At 60.7% G+C, this 16,506-nt stretch carries 16 protein-coding genes; 5 read left to right on the top strand and 11 right to left on the bottom strand.

Translation table 11 applies throughout. The features are described from left to right. Positions 1-3: 3 nt before the first annotated feature. From mraY to GKC30_RS02490, 7 genes are read right to left on the bottom strand one after another with little or no spacing between them, the layout of a single operon-like run. Complete coding sequence (mraY, locus tag GKC30_RS02520) at positions 4-1,080, bottom strand: phospho-N-acetylmuramoyl-pentapeptide-transferase (protein WP_367613932.1); 1,077 nt, start codon at positions 1,078-1,080, stop codon at positions 4-6. Then, complete coding sequence (locus GKC30_RS02515) at positions 1,077-2,474, bottom strand: UDP-N-acetylmuramoyl-tripeptide--D-alanyl-D-alanine ligase (protein ID WP_155932120.1); 1,398 nt, start codon at positions 2,472-2,474, stop codon at positions 1,077-1,079. Before GKC30_RS02515 ends, mraY begins: the two co-directional genes overlap by 4 nt. Continuing rightward, positions 2,471-3,991: a UDP-N-acetylmuramoyl-L-alanyl-D-glutamate--2,6-diaminopimelate ligase gene (locus tag GKC30_RS02510; protein WP_155932119.1), complete on the bottom strand. Its 1,521-nt coding sequence runs from the start codon at positions 3,989-3,991 to the stop codon at positions 2,471-2,473. Before GKC30_RS02510 ends, GKC30_RS02515 begins: the two co-directional genes overlap by 4 nt. Next, positions 3,966-5,924: a penicillin-binding transpeptidase domain-containing protein gene (locus GKC30_RS02505; protein ID WP_155932118.1), complete on the bottom strand. Its 1,959-nt coding sequence runs from the start codon at positions 5,922-5,924 to the stop codon at positions 3,966-3,968. The genes GKC30_RS02510 and GKC30_RS02505 overlap by 26 nt, the downstream gene beginning before the upstream one ends. A gap of 49 nt (positions 5,925-5,973) precedes the next feature. After that, positions 5,974-6,258 (bottom strand): hypothetical protein, encoded by a 285-nt coding sequence (locus GKC30_RS02500; RefSeq protein ID WP_155932117.1) that lies wholly within the window; start codon positions 6,256-6,258, stop codon positions 5,974-5,976. Further along, the gene (rsmH, locus tag GKC30_RS02495; protein ID WP_155932116.1) at positions 6,255-7,232 is read right to left on the bottom strand and encodes a 16S rRNA (cytosine(1402)-N(4))-methyltransferase RsmH; all 978 of its coding nucleotides are present in this window, start codon (positions 7,230-7,232) and stop codon (positions 6,255-6,257) included. Before rsmH ends, GKC30_RS02500 begins: the two co-directional genes overlap by 4 nt. Before the next feature lie 2 nt (positions 7,233-7,234). Beyond that, positions 7,235-7,681, bottom strand: coding sequence for a division/cell wall cluster transcriptional repressor MraZ (locus GKC30_RS02490; RefSeq protein WP_155932115.1), 447 nt, complete (start codon positions 7,679-7,681; stop codon positions 7,235-7,237). Between the two features lie 295 nt (positions 7,682-7,976). Between GKC30_RS02490 and pyk the strand changes: the two genes are divergently transcribed. Together pyk and GKC30_RS02480 are read left to right on the top strand one after the other, a co-directional pair. After that, positions 7,977-9,437 (top strand): pyruvate kinase, encoded by a 1,461-nt coding sequence (gene pyk / locus GKC30_RS02485; RefSeq protein WP_155932114.1) that lies wholly within the window; start codon positions 7,977-7,979, stop codon positions 9,435-9,437. Next, the gene (locus GKC30_RS02480) at positions 9,434-10,447 is read left to right on the top strand and encodes an HD-GYP domain-containing protein (RefSeq protein WP_155932113.1); all 1,014 of its coding nucleotides are present in this window, start codon (positions 9,434-9,436) and stop codon (positions 10,445-10,447) included. Before pyk ends, GKC30_RS02480 begins: the two co-directional genes overlap by 4 nt. Positions 10,448-10,525: 78 nt before the next feature. On the opposite strand, the gene GKC30_RS02475 is transcribed toward GKC30_RS02480, so the two are convergent. After that, positions 10,526-11,014: a CBS domain-containing protein gene (locus tag GKC30_RS02475; protein ID WP_155932112.1), complete on the bottom strand. Its 489-nt coding sequence runs from the start codon at positions 11,012-11,014 to the stop codon at positions 10,526-10,528. Positions 11,015-11,154: 140 nt separating this feature from the next. Here GKC30_RS02475 and GKC30_RS02470 point away from each other — a divergent pair, with 140 nt between their 5' ends. Both GKC30_RS02470 and GKC30_RS02465 read left to right on the top strand, forming a co-directional pair. After that, a complete protein-coding gene (locus GKC30_RS02470) occupies positions 11,155-11,958 on the top strand; it encodes a DUF3108 domain-containing protein (RefSeq protein WP_155932111.1) in 804 nt (267 codons plus the stop codon). 177 nt (positions 11,959-12,135) lie between these two features. Then, a complete protein-coding gene (locus GKC30_RS02465) occupies positions 12,136-12,453 on the top strand; it encodes a helix-turn-helix domain-containing protein (RefSeq protein ID WP_367613929.1) in 318 nt (105 codons plus the stop codon). Positions 12,454-12,601: 148 nt separating this feature from the next. On the opposite strand, the gene GKC30_RS02460 is transcribed toward GKC30_RS02465, so the two are convergent. Next, positions 12,602-12,907, bottom strand: a complete 306-nt coding sequence (locus GKC30_RS02460; protein WP_437179098.1) for a hypothetical protein — start codon at positions 12,905-12,907, stop codon at positions 12,602-12,604. A 256-nt stretch (positions 12,908-13,163) separates the two neighbouring features. Between GKC30_RS02460 and rlmD the strand changes: the two genes are divergently transcribed. After that, positions 13,164-14,561 (top strand): 23S rRNA (uracil(1939)-C(5))-methyltransferase RlmD, encoded by a 1,398-nt coding sequence (rlmD, locus tag GKC30_RS02455; protein WP_155932109.1) that lies wholly within the window; start codon positions 13,164-13,166, stop codon positions 14,559-14,561. Between the two features lie 31 nt (positions 14,562-14,592). On the opposite strand, the gene GKC30_RS02450 is transcribed toward rlmD, so the two are convergent. Then, the gene (locus GKC30_RS02450) at positions 14,593-15,000 is read right to left on the bottom strand and encodes a GtrA family protein (RefSeq protein ID WP_155932108.1); all 408 of its coding nucleotides are present in this window, start codon (positions 14,998-15,000) and stop codon (positions 14,593-14,595) included. Further along, positions 15,000-16,502, bottom strand: coding sequence for a glucosyltransferase domain-containing protein (locus tag GKC30_RS02445; protein WP_155932107.1), 1,503 nt, complete (start codon positions 16,500-16,502; stop codon positions 15,000-15,002). The genes GKC30_RS02450 and GKC30_RS02445 overlap by 1 nt, the downstream gene beginning before the upstream one ends. Positions 16,503-16,506 lie beyond the last annotated feature (4 nt).

Here is a 16,506-nt window from a genome sequence, read left to right as displayed (position 1 = left end):
TGCCTACCTCAGCTTGAGGGTCGAGAGCGCCATGAGCGCCATGAGTATGGAAAGAATCCAGAACCGGACGATGATCTTCGATTCCGGGATGCCCTTGAGTTCGAAATGATGGTGCAGCGGAGCCATCTTGAAGATGCGTTTGCCGCCGGAGAGCTTGAAGTAGCCCACCTGGAGGATGACCGAGAGGGTCTCGAAGACGAACACGCCGCCCACAATGGCCAGCAGCAGCTCCTGCTTGGCCAGCACGGCCACAAAGCCGAGCGCTCCTCCCAGGGACAGGGAGCCGACATCGCCCATGAAGACCTGGGCCGGATGGGCGTTGAACCAGAGGAAGCCGAGGCCCGCGCCCACCATGGCCCCGCAGAAGACCGTGACCTCGCCGATGCCGACCACGTTGGGCACGGCCAGGTAATCGGCCATTTTCGCATGGCCGGAGACGTAGATGAAGATGGCGAAGCAGGCCATGGCCACCACCATGGGGCCGATGGCCAGCCCGTCGAGGCCGTCGGTGAGGTTGACCGCGTTGCTGGCACCGACCATGACCACCAGGGCAAAGGGCAGATAGAACCAGCCGAGGTCCGGGTTGAAATTCTTGAAAAAGGGCACGGCCAGACGGGTGGAATAGGCGGGCTCCTGGATGAGCAGGGCTATGGCCGCCGCGGCCACCGCGCACTGGAGCAGGAACTTGGCCTTGGCCGAGAGCCCTTCGTTGCGCTTCTTGACCACCTTGAGATAGTCGTCGGCGAACCCCACAGCGCCAAAGCCCGCGAAGACCAGCAGGGTCAGCCAGACATACACATTGGTCAGATCGGCCCAGAGCAGGGTGGAGACGCAGACCGCGAAGATGATCATTATTCCGCCCATGGTCGGCGTGCCCTGCTTGGCCTGATGCTTGGGACCGTCCTCGCGGATGTACTGGCCGCACTTGATGCGCTGGAGCCAGCGGATCATGGCCGGACCGAAGAGGATGGAGATGATCAGGGCGGTCAAAAGCGCCCACACAGAGCGGAAGGTGATGTAGCGAAAGACGTTGAACACGCCGACATCGCTGCTCAGCGGCACGAGAAGATTGTAGATCACCGGGAACCTCCCTCGATTGCGGGTCCGTCCTGAAGCTCCCGGCACAGGGCGGCGGCAAATGCCTCCATTTTCAGGGAGCGCGATCCCTTGACCAGCACCACGGCGTTGTCGGTCCCAAGGGCCTGCCACTGGGCCAGGAAAGGTTCCAATTCCTCGATGCGGGTCAGGGGTGCGGCGTGGTCAAGGCCCCGCGCCACATCCTCAAAATGCGTACCCTTGTAAAAGACGGCCAGGGGCGCGACCTCCCTGATGAGCCGCCCAAGCGCCTCGTGGCTTTCCCGCGCCTGTGCGCCGAGTTCGCGCATGTCGCCCAGCACCAGGACCAGGGGGCGGCCCTTGGTCATGGTGGCGGCGGTGCGGATGGACCGGCCCATGGACAGGGGGTTGGCGTTGTAGGTGTCGTCGATGACCAGGGCATGGCCGCTCTTGCGGCAGCAAAAGCGCTGGCAGTCCGGTTCCACGGCCTGGACCCCCTCGACCACGTCGGTGCGGGAAAGGCCCAGGGCGCTGGCTGCTGCGGCAACGCAGGCCACATTCTCGGCATAGTGCTCGCCGCAGAAGGGGGCCGTGAATTCACCGTCGCCGTCCGGGGTGCGCAGACGGAAGTGGCCCCTGCCTTCATCGTCCGCGCCGAGTGATGCGGCGAAAAATGGTGCGGATTCATCGCGGGTGGAGAATCCTGCGGGTTCGGGCACCAGCGCGGTGGCGGCCTCCCACAGTTCGGGATAATCCCTGCTGATCACGGCCACGCCGTCCTGGCGCAGGTATTTGAGCAGGCTGCTCTTGGCCCTGGCAACTCCGGCCACGTCGCCCAGGCCCTCAAGATGGCCCGGTCCCGCATTGGTGATCACGGCCACGTCCGGGCTGGCGATGACGGCCAGTTCTTCCATGTCGCCCTTGATCGAGATGCCCAGTTCCATGACCCAAACCGGCTGCGCATCGTCTGCCTTGAGCATGGACAGTGGCAGTCCTATCTGGTTGTTCAAATTGCGAAAGTTTTTGGCAACAGCGTGCTTGCGGGAGATGACGGCAGCGAGCATTTCCTTGACCGTGGTCTTGCCCGCCGTGCCGGTGACGGCCACCAGTCTGGCCCCGCACAGGTCGCGCCAGCAGGAGGCCAGCCGTCCCAGGGAGCGGATCGTGTCGCGAACCACGATGACCGGAATCGAGAGCCCCTCAAGGGGGCGCGAGGCGACAACGGCCACGGCGCCCTTGGCCTCGGCCTGGGGTGCGAACTCGTGACCATCGAAGTTCCAGCCCTCGATGCAGAAGAAGAGGTCGCCCGGCTCCACCGCACGACTGTCGGTGCGAACCGCGTTGATCACGGTGCATTCCCGGCAGGCCTCGGTCAGCCCGGTCAGGCAGTGCTGGACATCGCCCAGAGTCAGCCTCATCGCGTCTCCTCAATGGCTTTGATGGCCGCTTCCCTGTCCGAGAAGTGGATGGTGGTTCCGGCGATCTGCTGGTAGTCCTCATGCCCCTTGCCCGCAATGAGCAGCACGTCGCCGGGTTCCATTTCTGCCACGGCCAGGGTGATGGCCGTCTGCCGGTCCGGGTGTTCGATGATCCGGGCGGCCTTGGCCAGACCGGGCCGGGCGTCGTCCATGATCGCCTCGGGTGGTTCGCTGCGCGGGTTGTCCGAGGTGAGCACGGCCACGTCGGCATAGCGGGCCACGGCCCTGGCCATGAGGGGGCGCTTGGCCCGGTCGCGGTCGCCGCCGCAGCCGAATACGGTGATCAGCCGTTTGAAGTCGAGGCTCTTGAGGGTGTGTTGGACGTTCTCCAGGGCGTCGGGGGTATGGGCGTAGTCCACGAAGATGTCCAGGTCCCGGTCGTTGACGACACGCTCCAGGCGGCCGGGGACGCCTGCGAAATCCTTGAGGGCCCGCATGTCGCGGCAGGTGAGGCCCAGCTGTAGGCCCACGGCCTGGGCGGCCAGGAGGTTCATGGCGTTGTACGCGCCGATGAGCGGCGACTGCACGGTCCAGGTCTTGCCCTTGTACGAGGTCTCGATCTCCATGCCCTGGCCGGTGAGGGAGAGGATGCGTCCCTGGACCATGGGCTTGTCGCCCACCTGATGGGTGACGATGGCTGTGTCCCCGATGCCGTAGCCAATGGCGTCGTCAAGGTCGGCCAGCAGTCGGCGCCCGTAGGGGTCGTTGTAGTTGATGATACCGGGACGGCCCTGGCGCAGACAGCCGGTGAAGAGCCTGGACTTGGCATTGAAATATGTTTCCATGTCGCCGTGATAGTCCAGGTGGTCCTGGGTGACGTTGGTGAGCACCCCGGCGTCGAAGTCGAGCCCGGCCACGCGGTACTGGTCCAGGGCGTGGGAGGAGACCTCCATGACCGCCACATCCACATCCGCCTTTTTCATGTTGAAGAGCAGCTCGTGGATCATCCAGCAGTCGGGCGTGGTCAGGGGCGCGTTCATGGAGAATCCGGGCCAGCGGTAGCTGACCGTGCCGAGCACGCCCACCTTGAGGCCGGTGGCCGCAAGCAGGTGTTCGATGATGTAGGTGGTAGTCGTCTTGCCGTTGGTGCCCGTGACGCCCACCAGCTTGAGGTCCCGGTCGGGCAGATGGAAGTGGGCGCGGGCCAGTTCGCCGAGAGCCACGGCGGGATTTTCGTGGTAGGCGACCCGGGCGCGCTTTTCTGCCACCGGAGCCACCAGGTCGCGGGCCTGGGCCGGGGCCACGATGTAGGCCGCGCCGCGGTCCAGCGCTCCGGGGATGTAGTCTATGCCGCGCACCGAGGTGCCGGGCATGGCCACAAAGCAGTCGCCGGGCAGGATTTTTCGCGAATCCGTGCGGACAACCAAGCCTTTTGCGGCTTCCTTGAGCAGGGCATCGAATTCCATAACGCCTCGTTTCGCCTTCTTTTCGCTATGAGAGCCAGAGAATAAAAACATCGTCCGTTCCCTCCGTCTGTTGTTCCGTGGGCCACGGTTGTCCCGCATTGGGTTTATGGTCTTTTACCGTCATGCCCTGTCCCTTGAGCACCGGGACGATGCCCCGTCTGGCCAGGAGTTCCAGGGCGCGACGCACCGTCAGGCCCCTGATGTTGGGCACGGTGTCGCTCTCGGGGTGTTCGGCCGGGGGAGCCATGGCCTCGTTGAGCGGAGAGTCCGCCAGCGAGTCCACGGAGACCCTTTCGGCCACCACGGATTCCAGGGTTTCGGAGACCTTGCCGTAATAGGCCAGGGTACGCACGGTCACGTCGCGGCATACCGGCGCCGCGACCATGGAGCCGTAGTTGGCCGTCTGCGGTTCGTCAATCATTGTGATGACCAGAAGTTTCGGGTCTTCGGCCGGGACCATGGCCACGAAGGAGGAGAGATACTGGTCGCCGTAGCCTCCCTTGGTCGCCTTCTGGGCCGTGCCGGTTTTGCCTGCCATGGTGATGCCGGGGATGCGAGCGGAACGGCCGGTGCCGTCCTCGTGGACCACATCGCGCATCATCCTGAGCACCGTGGCCGAGGTTTCGCGGCTGAAGACGCGCACCGCCGCATGGGGACGGGCCGGGGCAGGGTCGCGCACCAGATTGAGCTGGCGCGTCACGCCCTCGTTGGCGAGGCAGAGGAAGGCCCGGGCCATTTGCACGGCAGTGACGCCGATGCCCTGGCCGAAGCTGATGGCCGCCAGATCCACACTGGTCCACTTGGCCGGGGGCATGACCAGCCCGGAGGACTCGCCCGACAGGCCGAGGTCCGTCTTCTCGCCGAAGCCGAGCCTGGAAAGATAGTCGGCGTACATGTCGGCGCCCATGTCCAGGCCGATTTTGGCGCAACCGATGTTGGAGGAGTAGCGCATAATCTGGTGGGCCGGGATCCAGCTTCTGGGGTGGGTGTCGCGGATGGTCTTGTTGGCCACGCGCCAGCGGCCGTTCTCGCAGTCGATGAGCGTGTCCGGTTTGATGGCGCCTTCTTCCAGGGCGGCGGCGAAAAGGAAAGGCTTGAATGTGGAGCCGGGCTCGTACACGTCGGTCACGGCCCGCAGTCTGCGCTGGCCGGGAGTGGAGCCCTTGACAGCATTGGGGTTGAAGAAGGGCTGGTTGGCCATGGCCAGGATGTCGCCGGTCTCCACCTCCACCACGAGGACGATGCCCGCCCGGGCCTTGTACTTGGCGATGGCGTTGGCCAGGGCCTGTTCGGCGGCGTGCTGGATGTGGGTGTCGAGGGTCAGGAACACATCCAGGCCGTTGATGTTCATTTCCCGGCCCTGGGCGTCGAGATAGAGCCGGCTGCCCTTGGCGTCGCGCTGGACCACGAACTTGGCCTTTCCCGGCTGCATGCGGGCGTCATAGAGGCGCTCCACTCCTTCCAGCCCCTGACCGTCGATGTCCACGAAGCCCAGCGTCTGTCCGGCCAGATGGCCGTTGGGGTAGATGCGGGAATATTCGGTGGTCAGGCGGATTCCAGGAATGTCGGCCCGGGCCAGGGCAGCGGCCTCGCGATCGCTGACCTGCCGTTTGATCCAGACGAATTGCTTTTTGGCGGAGAGTTTCTGGCGCACGTCCTTGCGGGGCAGGGAAAGCGCCTTGGCCACAGCGGTGGCCGCCGCGTCGAGATCGGCTATCTCAAAGGGGCTGGCATACACCGAGTTGGCCTGGACGCTGGTGGCCAGCATCTCGCCGTTTCGGTCAAAAATTCGGCCGCGCTCGCCGTATTCGAATTCGGCGGCAAGGCTCTGGCGCGATGCCTGGGTCAGCAGCGCGTCGCCAAGGTGCAACTGCACCCAGCCCGCACGAACCCAAAGCCCGGCAAAGGCAAGCGCGAAAAGGGCCGCGACAAGCCCTATCTTCACCTTGCTGTGATCCTTGCGCCTCTGGCCGTCCTGAGCCATCCTGTTCCCTGTGTTCCCTATGCGGCGCCGGTATGATGCCTGACGCCGACTATTGCGTGTCGGTGATACGCCGTATCTGTCCCGGCGCGGCAACGCCAAGGTCCAACTGACCGGCGAGCCTTTTGAGTTGATAAGGTGAAACCTGGTTGTTCCTCTCAACCGAAAGTTTCACGGCCAGAGCCTCCTTCTGGTTCAGGCTCTTCTCCATCTTGCGCAGGTCGTATGCCAGATCCATGCGTTCAATGTTGAGCCATACCGCGCCGAGCCCGAGGGAGAGGGCCGCACCCAGCAGGGTGAGGATCATCCATAAAAGGGTTTTGTCCGTCGTGCTCATGCCTCTTCTCCATCCGGCCCGAGCCTCTCGGCCACGCGCAGCTTGGCGCTGCGGCTGCGGGGGTTTCGGGCCGCTTCCTCGTCGGACGGCGTCTGCGGCTTGCGGGTGAGCACCTTGAACGAGGGAACGCCCCCGCAGGTGCAGTGCAGTTGGTGCGACGGGCAGCGGCATCCCCTGGCTGCCGCCAGGAAGGCGCGTTTCACGGCCCTGTCCTCCAGGGAGTGAAACGAGATGATGGCCGCTCTCGCACCGGGCGCAAGCCGCCCGATTATGGTTTCAAGGTAGTGTTCAAGTTCCTCTGTTTCCCTGTTGACCGCTATTCGCAGTCCCTGAAAGGTCCGGGTCGCCGGATGGTTGCGGGCCGTGTGCCGCATCTTGGGCGGATAGGCCAGCCGCACTATCTCGGCCAGTTGGAGCGTTCTGGTGATCGCTCCCTTGTCCCGTGCCTTCAGTATCGCCGACGCGATTTTCCCGGCCAGGGGGTCTTCCCCGTAGGCCCTGATGATCCGCGCCAGATCACCATGCTTGAGCGTATTGACCAGGTCGGCTGCCGAGGGGCCGCACTCCGGGTCCATACGCATGTCCAGCGGCCCGTCGCTGATGAAGCTGAATCCCCGCTCTGCTTCATCGAGCTGGAGTGACGAGACGCCAAGGTCGAGAACGGCCCCGTCCACCGTTTCCCACCCCAGTGTGTCCAAGGCTTCCTCAAACCTCGAAAACGGCAGGTGGAAAAGATGGGCGCGGTCGCCCATTCCTGCGAGCCGCTCGCCGGCCAGGGCCAGGGCTCGCGCATCGCGATCAAGTCCGGCAAGTTCGGCTCCGGCCCCGGCACGCTCCATGAGCGCGAGGCTGTGGCCGCCCATGCCGAGGGTTCCGTCCAGATACCGCCCTCCCGGTTTCGGCCGGAGCCACTCGATCACTTCATGTAAAAGAACCGTCGTGTGGAGGGTCGCGGGATCAACGCGGCCTTCCATCGCTAGAAGGGCAGACTGACGTTGTTTTCAGCCAGTTCGCGGGACACGTCGTAGTCCTCGTCGAGCAACCGTTCAAAGCTGTCCGCAGGCCATATCTCGAACCGACGCCCGGCGCCCATGACCACCACATCCTTGTCCAGCTTGCCGCTTTTGCGCAGATGGGCGGGGATGGCGATGCGCCCCTGTGCTCCCATCGGCGTTTCGGTATAGCCGGAGTAGAGGATGCGGATGGTGTTTTGCAGCTCCCGGCTCGGGGTCTTGACCTTCTCAAGCTCGTCTTCCATCCGCGACCACTGCTCCGGGGTGATGCCGATAACGTGCTTGTCGAAAATGGTCAGCACAATGATCGACTCCGGTACGCCGGAGCGGATCATGTCCCGGAACTCGGGCGGCAGGATGAGCCGTCCCTTGTCGTCCAGGCTTCTGTGTGCGTGACCTCGAAATTTCATCGTTCCCCCGGAGCGGCTGCTCGCTCCACATTCTTACCCTAGTTTTACACTAAGTTCCACTTCTTTCCACCGATGATTGAAAAATTTGAGAAAGTCAACAGCAAAGAGAAAAAACAGCGGCAAAATACCGCGAGGATCATTGATTTTTCGGGGCCGGACGCATAGACTTCGGCCTACCTGGAGGAGTGGGGCGGTTGGCAAGCTTCTCCACGCTGACAGAAAAAGTAAATAATGCCAGGGTGTTTTTGCGTCCTGGTCGGTAACAGGGCGCGTTGTCGCGCCCCACGGGGTTTTCATGGACAGGCATATCAAGATCATTGCCACGCTGGGGCCGGGAACCGGCTCTTACGAGGCCGTCAAGGAGCTGGTGGAGTCAGGGGCCAAGATTTTTCGTCTCAACTTCTCCCATGGCGGCCGCGAGTTCTTCGAACGGATGGTGGGCATCATCCGTCGTCTTGAGGACGAGACCGGGCTGACCCTGACCATCCTCCAGGACCTGTCCGGCCCCAAGATCCGCACCTGCGACCTTGGCCTGCCGGTCTTCGAGGTGGAGAAGGGCACTGAGGTCATGCTCGGCACCTCGGACAAGGCGTCCAAGGTGGACGGCCCATTCATCTGCCTTGATATCCCGGATCTCTATGTCGGGATCAGGGAGGGCGACCCCGTGGCCCTGTCCGATGGCATGATCCGGTTCACGGTGGTCAAGGTGGAGGAGGAGTTTCTGCTGCGTCTGCGCGCCACCAATTCGGGCATGTGTCCGCCCCGAAAGGGCATCACCTTTCCCGGCAAGACCACGCCCCTGGCCCCGCTGACCGACAAGGACAAGGCGGATCTGGCCATCGGCATGGAGCTCGGGGTGGACGTTGTGGCCATGAGCTTTGTCCAGAAGGCCGAGGACATCCGCGGCCTGCGCCAGGAGATGGTCAAGTACAACCGTCGGCTGCCCATCGTGGCCAAGCTCGAGCGTACGGCAGCCCTCAAGAACCTGCCCGAGATACTGCGCGAGGCCGACGGCGTCATGGTGGCCCGCGGCGACCTGGGTCTGGAGCTGGACCTGGCCGAGCTGCCCGTGGCCCAGAAGCGCATCATCAAGGCATGCAATGAGGCGGGCAAGCCTGTCATCGTGGCCACCCAGATGCTGCTCTCCATGGTCAACTCGCCGATGGCAACGCGGGCCGAGACCACGGATGTGGCCAACGCCATTCTCGACGGAGCCGACTGCGTCATGCTCTCTGAAGAGACCGCCATCGGCCGCTATCCGGGAGAAACCGTCCGGTTCATGCGCAAGATCGCCTACGAGACCGAGGCTTTCATGTTCGAGTCGGGCCGGGCCGAGGTGGACCGGGGCGGCGAGCAGGACAACCCCTCCACTTTTCTGGCTTATGCCGCGGCCATGCTGGCGGGCAAGACCGGAGCCAAGGCCATCGTCTGCCATTCGACCTCGGGCGGCACGGCGCGCATACTGGCCTCCTGCCGCCCCAAGCAGTCCATCTACGCCCTGAGCCGCGACCACATCGTGCGGCATTTCACCAACCTCTCTTGGGGGGTCATCCCGGCCGCGCCCCTGGATGTCATCGACGACCACCAGGAGCGTGCCGAGGTCTTTGTGCGCCAATGCCCGGCCTTTGACGAGGGCGACATTGTCATCGTCACCGCCGGACAGCCGGAAAAGGGCAGGTCCATGACCCAGACCAACGTGGTCAAGCTGTATGAAAAGCTCGGCAGAGACAAAAACGATCAAGAAGGGGAACGATGAGCGCCAAGCAGAAGCACGACATCCCCGACGGGCTGAACGAGGAATACTACCAGATCAGTGCGGACATCCTCGGCAGCTTCAACAAGTACCGTCCGCCGTTGAACATCTTCCTGTTCAAGGAGGATGTGGCCCGGATCATGCCCTACTACAAGGTGGGTGGGCGCCTGAGCAACGAGCAGGTGGATGACCTGCTGGCCCTGACCAACGACGGGCTCATCTTTGTCTCTCGAGAAGACCACCCGGTGTACGTCAAGCACATCAGCTACCAGCTTGATCTGGTCCTGGTGGACGGCAATCTCAAGGAGAAGGAGATTGCCGACATCTTCACCCAGGCCCTGACGCGAAAGCTCAAGGAGTTTTTCGACCAGCCCGTGCCAGTGGTCTTCGAAAAGCTCTGGGTGGACCTGATGGTGCTCACGGAATACCTCTACGAGGACATTCGCCGTGCCCGGGCGCTGGTCCGGCGTATGCACAAGGAGCATTCGCTGGAGAACCACAGCGTCAACTGCGGTTTTCTCGGCCTGGCCCTGCTCGGCAAGCTCAAGGAAAAGAATTTTCGCGACAGTGTGCGGCGCAAGACCTTCGACAGGCTGACGGCCGGACTTTTTCTCCACGACTTGGGCATGGCCAAGGTTCCCGCCTTCATCCGCTCCAAGGACAAGCCCCTGACCGGCGACGAGCGAACCAAGGTCAACGCCCACACCAAGGTGGGCTACGAGATGCTTGGCAAGCTCAACCTCAAGTATCCCGAGGTGGAGCAGTGCGTCATGGAGCATCACGAGCGCCTCAATGGCTCGGGATACCCCATGAAGACCTCCAAGATCGAGTTCCCTGGCAGACTTTGCGCTGTGGTTGATTCCTTCTGCGCCATGATCAGCGACCGACCGCATTCGCCCGGACTCCCTTATCTCAAGGCCGCCGCCGATCTGGCAGGCGACGCCCGCTACGACAAGGAGATCACCAAGGCGCTTCAACTGCTCTTGATGGTGGATCTAAAGATCAAGGAGTGACGGGACCGGACCGCAAAGACGAAAAAACGCCCCGTGCCGGAAGCGCAGGGGGCGTTTTTCATTGTCTTTTCCGTTTGACTATTTGAAGAGCGGGACCATGTCGCGGGTCATCTCGCGGTAGACATCGGTGACGTAGACCACGCCCATGACCTTGTCGTTTTCCACCACCAGGGCCCAGTCGCGCTTGGTTTTGATGAAGGTGTCGAGGACGAGCAGGATGGGCTCGTTGGGCCGCAGCGTGGGCGGGCTGGTGATCAGGTAGTCGTCAAGGCGCAGCTGGGTGCAGAGCAGGCAGGCGTTGGCGAATTGCTGGTCCCAGTCCACCTCGCCGTCGGCCTTGAGGTTGTCGTCCTTGAGCACCGACTGCTTGACCGCCTTGAAGAGGTTCCACAGGTTGATGGCGCCAACGAGCTTGCCGCCCTTGTTCTGGACCACCACCACCTGGCAGTCCGGGGCATCGGTCATGGCGTGGCGCATGACGCGGATTGCCTCGGCAAGGCTGGCGTCGTCCTGCACGGTGGGAAATTCATCGCGCATCATGTCCCAGGCGCGTTTTCTCAGCATCATGTCCTGTGTCTCCTTCGCATGCGAACATTGCTTTCCGGCTATCCGGTCTTCTAGCCTTTTGGGCCTGATTTGTCCATATGCCGCGCCCGGTTGGTCCGGTTTGTCTTGACTCGGTCGCCAAAGCCGGGAAAAAATGGGAGATGCAGATATTCAAATCCGGCTCGTCGTCTCGTTATTTCGTCCTTGTCCTGGCCCTGGTCGTGGGGCTTTTCCATTTTCTGCCCGTAGCCGCCCAGGCGCGGCCCCTCCCGTTCGGTCCGGGAGAAAAGCTGACCTATGAAATTCACTGGACCTTTATCCACGCTGGCAATGCCGTGCTTGAGGTCATGCCCGACACCGAGGTGGACGGGGTGCCCGCCCGCTATTTTCGCGGTACAGCCAGCACCGTGCCCTGGGTGGACAAGTTTTATAAGGTGCGCGACACCATGGAGTCCTGGACCGATCTCGATGTGACCCACTCCCTGCGCTACGTGAGCGATCAGAACGAGGGCAAGTACAGCAAGAAGGCGGAAATCGTCTTTGACCCGGCGGCCCGCCGCACGTTTCGCTATATCGAGGGCGACCTGCGCCATGAACTGGAGCAGCCCGAGCACGTCTTTGACCCCATGTCCGTGCTCTTCGCTTTCCGCAAGGAGATTCTTTTCAAGACCATGCGCTTTGGCGCCAATGTCACTGACGGCAAGGTCAGCGTGGTGGGCGAGTCCTTTGTCGAGGACATGGAGACCCTCAAGACCCCCATTGGGGACATCCCCTGCTTCCGGGTCAGGCTTGATGTCCGCAACCTTTCGGGCGTGTTCCGCAAGAGCCCCGGCGCAGAGTTGATCGTCTGGTTTTCGGCCGACAGCCGCCGTATTCCGGTCAAGGTCCGTTCCAAGGTGGTGGTCGGCCACTTCACCCTGGAATTGGTCGATTATCAGCCGCCAACCCCTGTCTCGGCCGACTGATCCCCCCGTCCTTTTTCTCTTCCTTGGGCCGCCGCCAGCTTGGCGTGCGGCCCTTGGCATCGTGTTTGCGAAATGTTCGCCAAGCGATCTTGTTCAATCTTGTCGATGGGTTGTTGGCTACTGTATAGTAGACGCAAGAATGGTGGGAAACCTGTCAGTATAGTCTCAGGGGTAGACGTGAGCAAGCTTTTTGGCGATTACATCAGAGCGAAGCGGGAATCCATGCGCCAGCACGATCCTGAGTATTCCATCCGCCGGGTGGCCAAGCGGATCGGGATTCATCACTCGTATCTGAGCAAGATCGAGCGGGGTGAGCCTGCTTCGCTGTGCGAGAAACGCATCATCGCCCTGGCGCAGGAGCTGGGTGACGACCCGGAGCTGCTTTTGGCCATGAACGGCAAGGTCTCCGAGGCGGTTCGACGGGCCGTCTTTGAAGACCCTGAGCGCGTGGTCTCTTTGCTCAACCAGATCAAGAACGGCGGCAACGGACAATAGCGTTGCCCTGTCAGGCGATGGTTTTCTTGCTGCGCCTTGCCGTGTTTTCTTTCCCGGCATCCCCTGGCGTCGCAAGGTTCCCCGCTGACCGCGCCCCGTTCGGGAGCCCGGTTTCCATTGTATTCCGCCCGTTGCTGGCATGACGGCATCAGAGGGTCTTGCGGTCCACAACCATGTCGGCCCCGGCCGGGCCGAGGTCGTAAAGCCTGATCTTGGTGCTGCGTGGAAACTCGCGCTTGAAGAGTGTTTTGAGCAGTTTTTTCAGGGAGTCCGCCGTGGCCTCGTAGCGTCCCTGGGCAAATCCGTTTTCCACCACTTCATAGGCGTCCTGGCCGGTGCGGGCGATGACGATGGATCGGTTGCGCTTGTATGTGCGCAGGTCGATGGCGTGGCCCTCGGGCAGCTTGTCGAGCCTGCGCATGACGGTTTCCATGGCCGTGGCCTTGTCGATCATGCGTATTACCATAGACAGTCGGCCTGATCCGTGTCAAACGACCCTCTCGCCTTGACTGGTGGAAAAGTATACTTTGCAGATTGCCCAAAAACGGTGAGATGCTAGGCGCGAAAGAGTGCGGGACCAAAACGGGTTTTTGTCGCAGGATGACATGAACTTGTAGAGCATGGGGGCCCTGCGGCTCGAATATTCGCCTGCAGTCACGTAACGACAGTAGATCGACGGTTATCGACAAGCTGTTAACCCGGAGCGCGTCATGCCACTGCCCAAAGACTCTCTTGTGAATTGCGACATCGAATCCCTGGCCTATGGCGGCCGGGGCGTGGCCCATGTGGACGGCATGGCGGTTTTCGTGGCTGGCGGTCTGCCGGGGGATACGGTGTCCGTCCGCATCGTCCGGTCCAAGAAGCGGTTTGCCGAGGGGGTGGCCGAGGCCGTGATCACCCCCTCTGCCCATCGAGTGGAGCCGCACTGTGTTCATTTTGGCACTTGCGGCGGCTGCGTCCTCCAGCACCTTGCCTACGAAGAGCAACTGGCTCAGAAAAATGCCCAGGTGGCCGCCGCCCTGGCCCGCATCGGCGGGGTGCAGGGGCTGGTCATGGACCCGCCCGCCGCATCGCCGGAGGTCTGGGGTTATCGCAACAAGATGGAGTTCGCCTTTGAGCAGCGTCAGGACGGCCTGCATCTCGGCCTGCGCCAGCCGACGCCTGAGGGAGCCAATCGGCCAGGCCCGGTGCTGGACATCGCCCAGTGCCACCTGTGCGACGCGTATGACGTGGAAATCATGGCCGCAGTGCGCGAGTTCTGCCGCGCATCGGGCGTCCCCGCCTACGATCCGGCCGCAGACACCGGGTATTGGCGGCATCTGGTCATCCGTCACACCCGGGCGGGCGAGGTCATGGCCCATCTCATCACGGCCAGGGACGAGCGCAAGGACAATCTCATCAACGATCTGGCCGCGTTGTTTCGCGAGCGGTTCCCGGAAATGGCCTCCTTTGTCCACTCCATACGGTCCAGGCGCTCGGTCGTGGCCTTTGGTGAGCGCATCATTCACACCCTTGGCAACGCCTTCGTGGAAGAGCGGTTGATCCGGGGGGATCGTCAGGTGCGCTACCGCCTTTCGCCCAACGCATTTTTCCAGACCAACACGGGCGGGGCAGGCGAACTGTTCGCCACGATAGCCGACTTCTGCGCCCTGTCCGAGGCTCAGTCGCTTCTTGATCTCTACTGCGGCACCGGAGCCATCGGCATCTATCTGGCCGGCGAGGCGGGCCGCGTCATCGGCGTTGAGCTGAGCGAAGAAGCCGTGGCCAAGGCGCGGGAAAGCGCCCGGCTCAACGGTCTGTCACACTGCACCTTCATCGCGGGTTCCTTGGAGCAGGGCATTCCAGGCATGGACGGCTCCGGCGATCAGGCTCCGCCCGATGTGGTGGTGGTCGATCCGCCGCGATCAGGTCTGCACGAGAACACGGCCCAGGCCCTGTTGGCGCTGGGCGCTCCCAGGATAGTGGCCGTGTCCTGCGACCCGGCCACCCTGGCCCGCGATGTCAAGCGGCTTTCGGACAGATACAGGCTTACGCGCACACGGGCTGTTGACATGTTTCCCCACACCCATCACATTGAGACTGTGGCATTGTTGGAATTGGTCGTGTAGCAATGTTTCGGGGAATGTGACCAACGAACGCTTATGACGTGTGGGCAGAAGGACTCTGGTCCAATTCCTTGCGGAAAGTGTATAGGCGGTTGAAGGTATACTGAAGCGCCACCACGACAGCCAAGGTTGCTGTTTTGGCGAGGGTTTCCTGGAGATTCATCAATTCCACTAATAGAAAAATTATGAGGTTTGAACCAAGAATGCCGATCAACCCGGCAGAACAAAACAACGCAAATCTTTGCAAGTGTTTGTTCTTCAGCTTGTAGTTGAATGTAAAGTTAAGAATAAAATTGTTGATCATGCCAAAAAGTGAACCCATGGTGTTTGCAACAATATACCCAAGGCCTGTGTAGACGTTGATGATAAGGAATGTCGAAAAGTCTACCGCAGCGCCGATGAAGCCTATCAGTATATATATAATCAAGTGCTTGGATATCATTATCGTGAGTAGCTTGTGCCTTTGAGCGTCAAAAGTAGTCCATCGTCGCTTCTGCTGATCTGGTAAAAGTGAGAGTCCTGGATTATTTCGAACTCCTTTAAAGAGTTCCTAAGCGTCATCTCTTCAGGTGCAGCCAGATACTTGTCAACAGCGCATCCAGAATACGACAGTCTGTACATCAGCGCCCACCCAATGTTCGTGCCCAGCGCGTTGAATATTGGAAATGTGCGCGAAATGCGGTTGAAGTAGTGTGATCTGGGGAGTGAGCCGGCTACATAGAGCGGTACTTTCTCGTCAACTATCTGATCGTTGATCTCGTTCACTATTGAAGTAATGGTGGACGCGTGAAATTCGTACTCAGCTTTCACAACATTTGCTGTCAGGTAACTGAAGCTCAAAGAAAGAGTAATGATTGGAGTAAGCACCCACAACAAGGTGCGCCTGTCGCCGGTTCGCCATCTGAGGGCCAAAAAAAGAAATGCTGTGAGTCCGCTGAATGAGGTGAGGGAGTGCAGCTTTCCGAGATGCCAAAATCCATCAATGGCAGCCAGGTGTGCGAAGGATGAGAAAAGGATGATGAAAGGTGTGGCTGGAAGGAGGAGCATAACAATCTTTTGCGCTACACCCATTTTCTTTGGCGACTTTGCTTGTTTGTATATGGAGAACGAAAGCCAGATGGAGAGAATGAAAAGGGCCGTGAAATACGTTAGTTGCAGATAGCTCAGTGAAGTAATGGTTGTTGTTATGATTTCTATGCTGTTGCTGGCAAAAAGCTCTACCCCCTCCCGGTTGAACTCGATGAGCTGTGATCGTGCAGGGCGGCGGGCATTGTTCGAAATGACAGGGAGCAGCAAGAATATTTTGTAGGAAAGATAGCCTGTTCCGAGTTGAAGGATTCTGTCCGACAGTGCCTTGAAAACGGGCTGCCCTTGTTTCGCCCTGTAGAGAAACTCGATGAAGGCAAGGGACAGGAAAAATCCTAAAGACGCTTGGTATGAATTCAAGCTCAGGAAGATGAAGACTACGCAGCAGGCATGATATTTGAGCCTTTTTTTGAATTGGGAAGCGCGTATTGCGAAGGGTATTATCAGCAGCACCAGGCTGAGGGCGATTCCGATAGAGTCAAGTTGAAAAACGAGGATAAGAATGAGAAAAGGGTTGATGATGAATCCCAGCGCGAGAAGCGGTGACAGCAGTGCATCATTATCAGGGAGAAAGGTCTTTTTAATCAGCAGCCCCCCATATGTGAAAATTAGAATGGATAAGAGAAGCGGAAGGGGCGCCGGGTTATATATTGTGAGCGAATGCCCCAGCAAGCGGTGGGCGAGGGATGCCAGGAAGCGGCCGTCATCGTCCCAGGAGCTTCCTCTAAAGATTCTGTGATAATCGTCGTTTACCGGGTAGCCTGCGATAATTATGGGCAAAAAATATAGTAACAGCAGAACGCCGAAGTATAGGCAGAATTTTCTGTCCTCTTTGTCCAGATTGATGAGTGACTCCATTCAT

The organism is Pseudodesulfovibrio alkaliphilus, from assembly GCF_009729555.1.
Classification (GTDB): domain Bacteria; phylum Desulfobacterota; class Desulfovibrionia; order Desulfovibrionales; family Desulfovibrionaceae; genus Pseudodesulfovibrio; species Pseudodesulfovibrio alkaliphilus.
The sequence above is the reverse complement of the archived record's forward strand: the minus strand, read 5'-3'. Positions and strand labels throughout refer to the sequence as shown.

What these genes read in the sequence shown, in the direction of transcription:
- GKC30_RS02515 (WP_155932120.1), bottom strand. Translation starts at nt 2,474, where the DNA reads ATGAGGCTGACTCTGGGCGATGTCCAGCACTGCCTGACCGGGCTGACC.
- GKC30_RS02510 (WP_155932119.1), bottom strand. Translation starts at nt 3,991, where the DNA reads ATGTTTTTATTCTCTGGCTCTCATAGCGAAAAGAAGGCGAAACGAGGC.
- GKC30_RS02505 (WP_155932118.1), bottom strand. Translation starts at nt 5,924, where the DNA reads ATGGCTCAGGACGGCCAGAGGCGCAAGGATCACAGCAAGGTGAAGATA.
- GKC30_RS02500 (WP_155932117.1), bottom strand. Translation starts at nt 6,258, where the DNA reads ATGAGCACGACGGACAAAACCCTTTTATGGATGATCCTCACCCTGCTG.
- rsmH (WP_155932116.1), bottom strand. Translation starts at nt 7,232, where the DNA reads ATGGAAGGCCGCGTTGATCCCGCGACCCTCCACACGACGGTTCTTTTA.
- GKC30_RS02490 (WP_155932115.1), bottom strand. Translation starts at nt 7,681, where the DNA reads ATGAAATTTCGAGGTCACGCACACAGAAGCCTGGACGACAAGGGACGG.
- pyk (WP_155932114.1), top strand. Translation starts at nt 7,977, where the DNA reads ATGGACAGGCATATCAAGATCATTGCCACGCTGGGGCCGGGAACCGGC.
- GKC30_RS02480 (WP_155932113.1), top strand. Translation starts at nt 9,434, where the DNA reads ATGAGCGCCAAGCAGAAGCACGACATCCCCGACGGGCTGAACGAGGAA.
- GKC30_RS02475 (WP_155932112.1), bottom strand. Translation starts at nt 11,014, where the DNA reads ATGATGCTGAGAAAACGCGCCTGGGACATGATGCGCGATGAATTTCCC.
- GKC30_RS02470 (WP_155932111.1), top strand. Translation starts at nt 11,155, where the DNA reads ATGCAGATATTCAAATCCGGCTCGTCGTCTCGTTATTTCGTCCTTGTC.
- GKC30_RS02460 (WP_437179098.1), bottom strand. Translation starts at nt 12,907, where the DNA reads ATGATCGACAAGGCCACGGCCATGGAAACCGTCATGCGCAGGCTCGAC.
- rlmD (WP_155932109.1), top strand. Translation starts at nt 13,164, where the DNA reads ATGCCACTGCCCAAAGACTCTCTTGTGAATTGCGACATCGAATCCCTG.
- GKC30_RS02450 (WP_155932108.1), bottom strand. Translation starts at nt 15,000, where the DNA reads ATGATATCCAAGCACTTGATTATATATATACTGATAGGCTTCATCGGC.
- GKC30_RS02445 (WP_155932107.1), bottom strand. Translation starts at nt 16,502, where the DNA reads ATGGAGTCACTCATCAATCTGGACAAAGAGGACAGAAAATTCTGCCTA.